Origin of the sequence: Vibrio sp. Evd11 (genome assembly GCF_900382755.1) — a bacterium.
GTDB lineage: Bacteria > Pseudomonadota > Gammaproteobacteria > Enterobacterales > Vibrionaceae > Vibrio > Vibrio lentus.
In genome coordinates this window covers 21,699-28,776 of sequence record NZ_OSDX01000060.1, presented here as the reverse complement: position 1 = coordinate 28,776, position 7,078 = coordinate 21,699, and the positions used below count along the sequence as shown (strand labels likewise).

The 7,078-nt window shown below is 45.0% G+C and carries 3 protein-coding genes and 1 pseudogene; 2 read left to right on the top strand and 2 right to left on the bottom strand.

Annotated elements, in window-relative coordinates; all coding sequences use genetic code 11:
* Positions 1-89 precede the first annotated feature (89 nt).
* Positions 90-662, bottom strand: a pseudogene (locus ED652_RS19240) (cytochrome-c peroxidase); the annotation flags it as partial.
* Positions 663-969: 307 nt separating this feature from the next.
* On the bottom strand, positions 970-2,532 hold the full coding sequence (locus ED652_RS19235) for an arylsulfatase (RefSeq protein ID WP_122055834.1): 1,563 nt from the start codon (positions 2,530-2,532) through the stop codon (positions 970-972).
* A 347-nt stretch (positions 2,533-2,879) separates the two neighbouring features.
* Between ED652_RS19235 and ED652_RS19230 the strand changes: the two genes are divergently transcribed.
* On the top strand, positions 2,880-4,427 hold the full coding sequence (locus ED652_RS19230; RefSeq protein ID WP_122055833.1) for an arylsulfatase: 1,548 nt from the start codon (positions 2,880-2,882) through the stop codon (positions 4,425-4,427).
* A 191-nt stretch (positions 4,428-4,618) separates the two neighbouring features.
* Positions 4,619-7,036: a multiheme c-type cytochrome gene (locus tag ED652_RS19225; protein WP_122055832.1), complete on the top strand. Its 2,418-nt coding sequence runs from the start codon at positions 4,619-4,621 to the stop codon at positions 7,034-7,036.
* Positions 7,037-7,078: the final 42 nt, after the last annotated feature.

Below are 7,078 nucleotides of genomic sequence, written 5' to 3'. Positions count from 1 at the left end.
ATCCGGACTTTCAGTCCGTAATACTAACCCACCTACTTTAGTAGGTGGTTGTTAAGTGATGCAGTTTCAATAGGTAGCTGTTCCGCTTGGAACATATGGATGTAGTCGTCCGATTGGGATACGTAATTGGTAATAAGTTCCCAATTGGAATCCATTTCATCGACGTTGTGTACAGGGCCGTCGATTTGGTCAGCAAGGTTGTTCACCCGACCATCCCAAAAGAATCGATAGTTAAAGACAGTGTTAAAAACGGTGAGTGAATTTCGCATCCCCGCTCCATTAACGCCAATCGACACAGGAATCACTTCAGCCCCGTTAGTTTGTAAACTATGACAGCTTTCACAGCTGACACTGCGGTTGGACGACAAATTCGGGTCTTTAAATAGTGCCCAACCTATTTTAGCCAATTCATGATCTATTTCGGGCGAGTGAGGAATAGGGAATATTTTTTGGTCTGAAAATGCCGCCTGTTTGGTGTCTTGTGCGTCTAATGTGGAGATGTGGGCTGAAGAATGTGCGTCATCGTGGTCGCTTTCATGACGTTGATTCTCAATGGGTTCAAATGAAGTGTGCATATCTGAAGAGGAGGCGTCATAGACCAGTATGGCGATTAAAACGCAAAGGACAGTTATACTGATTCCTGCTAAATATGGCGTTCTCATAACGTAAGTTCCATCTCAATTCCGATCATTTACCGACTCAAAATCCGTCTGAGCCTACTCATATTACGCATTATTAATATAAACCTAGTGTCATAATGGAAATGTTGCAAGCCCAAGAAATAGAACTTCGTTTGCTAGAAAGGGTTTTGAAAGGGGAGCCTAAGCCTTGGTACTTAGGGTTGTTAGGTACGTTGATCGTTACAAGTATTTGGCTGCTCCAATTGCTTGAAGGACAAAAGACAGAAAAGCCGTGGTAGCGGTTGAGCTATCACGGCTTTGTCTTACTTTTATCAGCGCTAGCTAATAATTATTTAGCTTGTGCAGCTGCCGCTTCTAGTTGCTTTAGTTTACCTTGAAGCATGTAAGCATTTTGGTTGAAGTTACCTGGGTTCAACACTTGGCTTTGCTGCATTGGGTAGTCAGGTAGCGTGTTCATGAACTCTTGCACTTTGCCGCCTACTGGTACGAATAGCCACATATTGTCTGCCATCCAACGTAGGTACATGCCAGATTCATGTGGTGCTTTTTCGAATGGGTCAGCACGTAGGTGTACAACTTGAGGCCAGTTTGGTTGGAAACGCACGGCGTTTGTGATGTTACCGTCCATAACTGCGAATGAGATCTTGAAGTCATTCCAACGTACTGCGTTTAACTCAGCGTTTGCAGAGAAGTAAAGCATGCTGTCACGAGGGCCTTTTTCTTCTTTACCTTCGAAGTAAGGTAGGAAGTTGTAACCATCTAGATGCACACGCCAATTTTTACCGTTGTAAGTCGCACCTTTATCAGAAGCAAGCTTCTCAACCACTTTATCATCACCAGCAGCAGCCATTAGTGTTGGGATCCAATCTTGGTGGCTCATGATGTCGTTGATCTTAGTTCCCGGTTTGATAGTTCCAGGCCAGCGAACTAGCTGAGGAACACGCATACCGCCTTCGTAAGTTGTACCTTTCTCACCGTGGAAGTAAGTTGCACCGCCATCAGGCCAAGATACTGTCTCTGCACCGTTATCGGTAGAGTAGATTACGATAGTGTTATCTGCGATTTTAAGCTCATCAAGCTTGTCTAGAAGGATACCCACTTGGTCATCGTGCTCTAGCATGCCGTCCGCGTAGATGCTGATACCAGATTTACCTTGATACTTCTCTTGTAGACGAGTCCACACGTGCATACGAGTCGTGTTGTGCCAGATGAAGAATGGTTTGTCATCTTTCACTGCTTTTTCCATGAATGCTAGGGATTCTTCTAGGAACTCTTCATCCGCGTGCTCCATACGCTTACGCGTCATAGGGCCTGTATCTTCAATCTTACCGTCAGAAGTCGACTTGATTACACCACGAGGGCCAAAGTTCTTACGAAACTCTGGGTCTTTAGGGTAGTAGTATGTTTCCGGCTCTTCTTCCGCATTTAGGTGATAAAGGTTACCAAAGAACTGGTCGAAACCGTGGTTCGTTGGAAGATGCTTATCTTGGTCACCCATGTGGTTTTTACCGAACTGAGCTGTCATGTAGCCCTGTTCTTTAAGAAGGTCTGCGATAGTTGGAGCCCAATCAGGGATACCGTGGTCCGAACCCGGCATACCGATAGTCAGTAGACCAGTACGGAAAGGTTCTTGACCCGTTAGGAATGCAGCACGACCAGCAGTACACGATTGTTGACCGTAGTGGTCAGTAAATAGTGCGCCTTCGTTAGCAATACGGTCGATGTTAGGTGTTTCGTAACCCATCATACCGTTGTTGTATGCACTGATGTTGAATACACCAATGTCATCACCCCAGATAGCAAGAATGTTTGGTTTTTCTGCTGCTGTTGCCGCTGAAGAAGCTGCTAATAAGCCAACACCTAATGCCAGTTTATTAATTTTAGTACCCATAAGGACTCCGATTCACTTTTAAGATTAATGCGTTAGAACAACGCATCGATGAGCAAATGTTATTCTCAAAATTTCGTTACGTCCTTTTATAGTGCTTATAACCAATCGTTATGAGGTGTAATTAAGTTATTGATTATCTTAGTTTTAGGTTGGTGGTCTGAAGAAACCCTTAGATAACATGTGTGATCCTTATCATGTTTGTTACCGTAAACCTTATAGATGATTTCTGCATCCGTATCTGAATTGAAAATGATAAAAAGATTAATAGCTTAGCGAGCCTCGCGCATGCTCAAGAAATGGACTATACGTTGTAGGGCAGGATGCAAATAACTTAAGAAGAGGTTTCTATGGCAGCGAAATATGGCGTTAAACGTCGTTTAGCGATTTTGGGTACGGCGATGATGGCGGCTTCTACCACCACATTCGCAGCTGAAAAACCGAATATTCTCGTGATTTGGGGGGATGATATTGGGCAGTCTAATGTTAGCGCATACACCTTTGGTTTAATGGGTTACAAAACGCCTAATATTGATAGCATCGCCAAAGAAGGGATGATGTTTACCGATTATTACGCAGAACAATCGTGTACCGCGGGTCGCTCCACCTTTATTACGGGACAAAGCGTATTGCGAACGGGTTTGAGTAAAGTAGGTTTGCCGGGGGCAGACATTGGTTTGCAAGCGGAAGACGCGACAATTGCAGAAATGCTAAAACCCATGGGTTATATGACAGGTCAATTTGGTAAAAACCACCTTGGCGACAAAGATGAATTTCTTCCAACAGCACACGGGTTTGACGAATTTTTTGGCAACCTTTACCACCTGAATGCTGAAGAAGAACCAGAAAATGAAGATTACCCAACTGACCCTGAGTTCCGTAAGAAGTTTGGTCCTCGTGGTGTCATCAAGTCATTTGCTGATGGCAAGATTGAAGATACTGGTCCTTTGACGCGTAAGCGTATGGAAACTGTCGATGAAGAAACACTCGACGCGGCACTTGATTTCATGGATCGCGCAGTGAAAGCGGACAAACCATTCTTCGTTTGGTGGAACGCAACACGTATGCACTTTAGAACGCACGTGAAAGCCGATAGTAAAGGTGTGACCGGTGTCGGTAACTACGCTGATGGTATGGTTGAGCACGATCGACACGTTGGGCAACTATTGAAGCAAGTGGATGAGTTGGGAATCAAAGATAACACGATTGTTTTCTATTCAACGGATAACGGTCCACACATGAACTCTTGGCCTGATGCGGGTACAACCCCGTTCCGTGGCGAGAAAAACACTAACTGGGAAGGCGCATACCGTGTACCTGCAATGGTTCGCTGGCCTGGTAAGATTGAACCAGGAACCGTATCCAACGAAATCATGCACCATATGGACTGGATGCCAACCTTCGTTGCCGCTGCCGGTGATGACCAAATCAAAGAGAAACTACTGAAAGGTCATACTGCGGGTGATAAAACGTTTAAGGTTCACTTAGATGGTTACAACTTCCTTCCTTACCTAACGGGTGAAGAAGAAAAAGGCCGTCGTTCAGAGATCTTCTACTTTACCGATGATGGTGATTTAGCGGCGCTTCGTTACAACCAATGGAAAGCGGTGTTCATGGAGCAACGTGCAACGGGTACCATGCAGATTTGGTCAGAACCGTTCGTGACGTTACGTCTTCCTAAGCTGTTTAACCTGCGTATGGACCCATACGAAAACGCAGATATTACATCGAATACATATTATGATTGGTTGTTAGACCATGCTTATATGTTCGTTCCTGCGCAAGCGTATGTAGGCGAGTTCTTAGAAACGTTTGCCGAATACCCACCACGCCAAAAAGCGGCAAGCTTTAGCTTGGATCAGGTTATGGAAAAACTTCAAGAGAACCATAATAAGTAAACTGTTACACAGTGAAACTGATAACACGAAAGAGCTCCTAGGAGCTCTTTTTTTATGCGCATATCGATGAGTAATCACGAGTCGTGAATATGAGTCACAACTATGGAGCTAACTGCTACTAAATAATTGTAATTCGGTTGTTTTTACGTCTACCTTATTAAGCATATGGATGTATAAAAACAAGGAATGTTATGTCTGCATGGCTGTGCTCACTAGTGAACGGATTGAAACACCAGCGAGCTGCAGTATTATCCGCAATATTGTCTTTACTCAATTTACCGATACTTATGTTACCGATACTGAGTTTCAATGTGTATGCCAATGAACAAGTGTCGTCAGTTGGTTCAAAAGCTTTATTTACAGAATCAGAATCAGCCAACTCTCAAGCTACGTATGTAGGCTCTGAGGCTTGTGTTGATTGTCACAGCGCAGAAGTCGAAGCGTGGCAAGGCTCTCATCATGATATGGCGATGAAGCACGCGACTGATGAATCGGTATTGGGCGACTTCAACGATCAAACCGTTACCCACAAAGGAAAACTCAACCGATTTTTTCGCAAAGGCGATGATTTCTGGGTCAACATCGAAGGGCCAAACGGCCAATATCAAGATTACAAAATCAGCTATACCTTTGCCTTTGAACCACTACAACAGTACATGGTTGAGTTTGAAGATGGTCGTGTACAGTTGATTCCTTTCGCTTGGGATTCTCGCACTGAGGACGAAGGAGGCCAACGCTGGTTTCACCTTTATCCTGATACCACCAACACCGATGAATTTTACTGGACGAACAGTGGCCAAAACTGGAACTTCATGTGTGCCGATTGCCATTCAACGAATCTAGAAAAAAACTATGACAGCGCAAGCAACACCTATAACACTACTTGGTCTGAGATTAATGTCGGTTGTGAAGCCTGTCATGGCCCTGCAAGCGAGCATGTTAAGCAAGCCCAGTTAGCCGAAGCCAAATCAGCAAAAGCCCGCGGCGAAAAGGATGCTCAAGTCTCGGCGCATTATGGCTTTGATCGCGACTTGTCGAAGTCGGTGAAAGAATGGGTCTACCAAGAGGGCAACTCAACCCTACAACCAAAAGACATCATCCATACCAACCAAGTTCAAACCTGTGCTCAATGCCACAGCCGACGTACTCAGTTAAATGAAACGGGTGATCACGTTAACGGGTCTTTCTTTGATAAGTATCGCCTAAGCTTGATTACTCCTGAGCTTTACCATAACGATGGTCAAATCTACGATGAAGATTATGTTTACGGCTCTTTTCTTCAATCGGCGATGGCTGAAAAAGGCGTCACATGTACTAACTGCCACGATCCTCATACCGCAGAATTAAAAATTGCAGAGGAAGCCGTATGTAGTCAATGTCACATTGCTTCCGAATACACGCCTGAAAAGCACACCTTCCACGAGGCGAATACCGAAGCTTCACAATGTACGACTTGTCACATGCCAGAAACGACGTATATGGAGGTCGACCCAAGACGTGACCACAGTTGGCATATCCCACGTCCTGATATTAGCCAACACATTAAGACGCCGAATGTGTGTACTAGCTGCCATGAAGATCAAACCGACCAGTGGGCAGATAAACAAATTGGCGAGTGGTTCCCAGATTCTAAGTATCGTAATCAGCAGCACTTTGCCGTTGCTTTTTACGCGGATTTAATAGGACACAGAGGTGCGGAGGATGCGTTGGCATACTCGGCTCAGGACTCCAGCTTAAGCAATATCATTCGTGCATCTAGCTTAGAACGTTTGGGCGGCAATACGGGTAAGAATACGCTTATCTCGCTAGCAAGAGCGGTGAAACATGATGATGAAATGATCCGTTTGGGCGTTGTGCAAGGCTCGTCTGGTTTCCCGTTCACTGACCGTTGGCAGATTTTAGAGCCGCTGCTGAAAGACCCTGTATTGTCGATTCGTTCAGAAACTGCAGGCGCGCTAGTACGTTACTGGGGAGAAATGAACCCTCTGCAGAAAGATCAAATCAAGCCTGCATTGCAAGAGTACATTGAGATACAACAATTTAATGCCGACAGAGGATTTGGTCGTACTAACCTAGGTAATGTTTACCGAGATTTAGGTCAGCACGACAAAGCGATTGAGTTTTATCTAGGCGCTATCGAGATAGAGCCTTATTTCGAGAACAGTTATGCCAACCTTGCTGACTTGTATCGCGCACTTGGCGACGAGCCAAAAGCATTGGCGACACTGAAACAAGGTATCCAAGCTCAACCAAGTTCGAGTGTGTTGCCATACAGTGCAGGGCTATCAATGTTGCGAGTGAAAGATTACCAGCAAGCGACTAACTACCTAAAACAAGCCGCTGAAACGGCGCAAACCGACTCACAATATTGGTATGTGTACGGCTTGGCTTTAGAGAAATCTGATGTGCTTGCCGCGAGTCAGTCATTGAATAAGGCTTACCAATTCAGTCGTAACCCACAGCATCTGTATGCCCAATGTGAAGTGTTGGCGCGAAACAGTCATAAACCGGGCGCACCAAAGGCGTTTGAGCAATGTATTTCATCATTGAGCAAAGTCGCACCACCGGAGGCAATTCAGCAGTTGAAAGCAAAAGCACTGAGCAAGTAGAAAGCACTTATCGAGCAACAAGTTAAGCTGAAATAGAGCGCC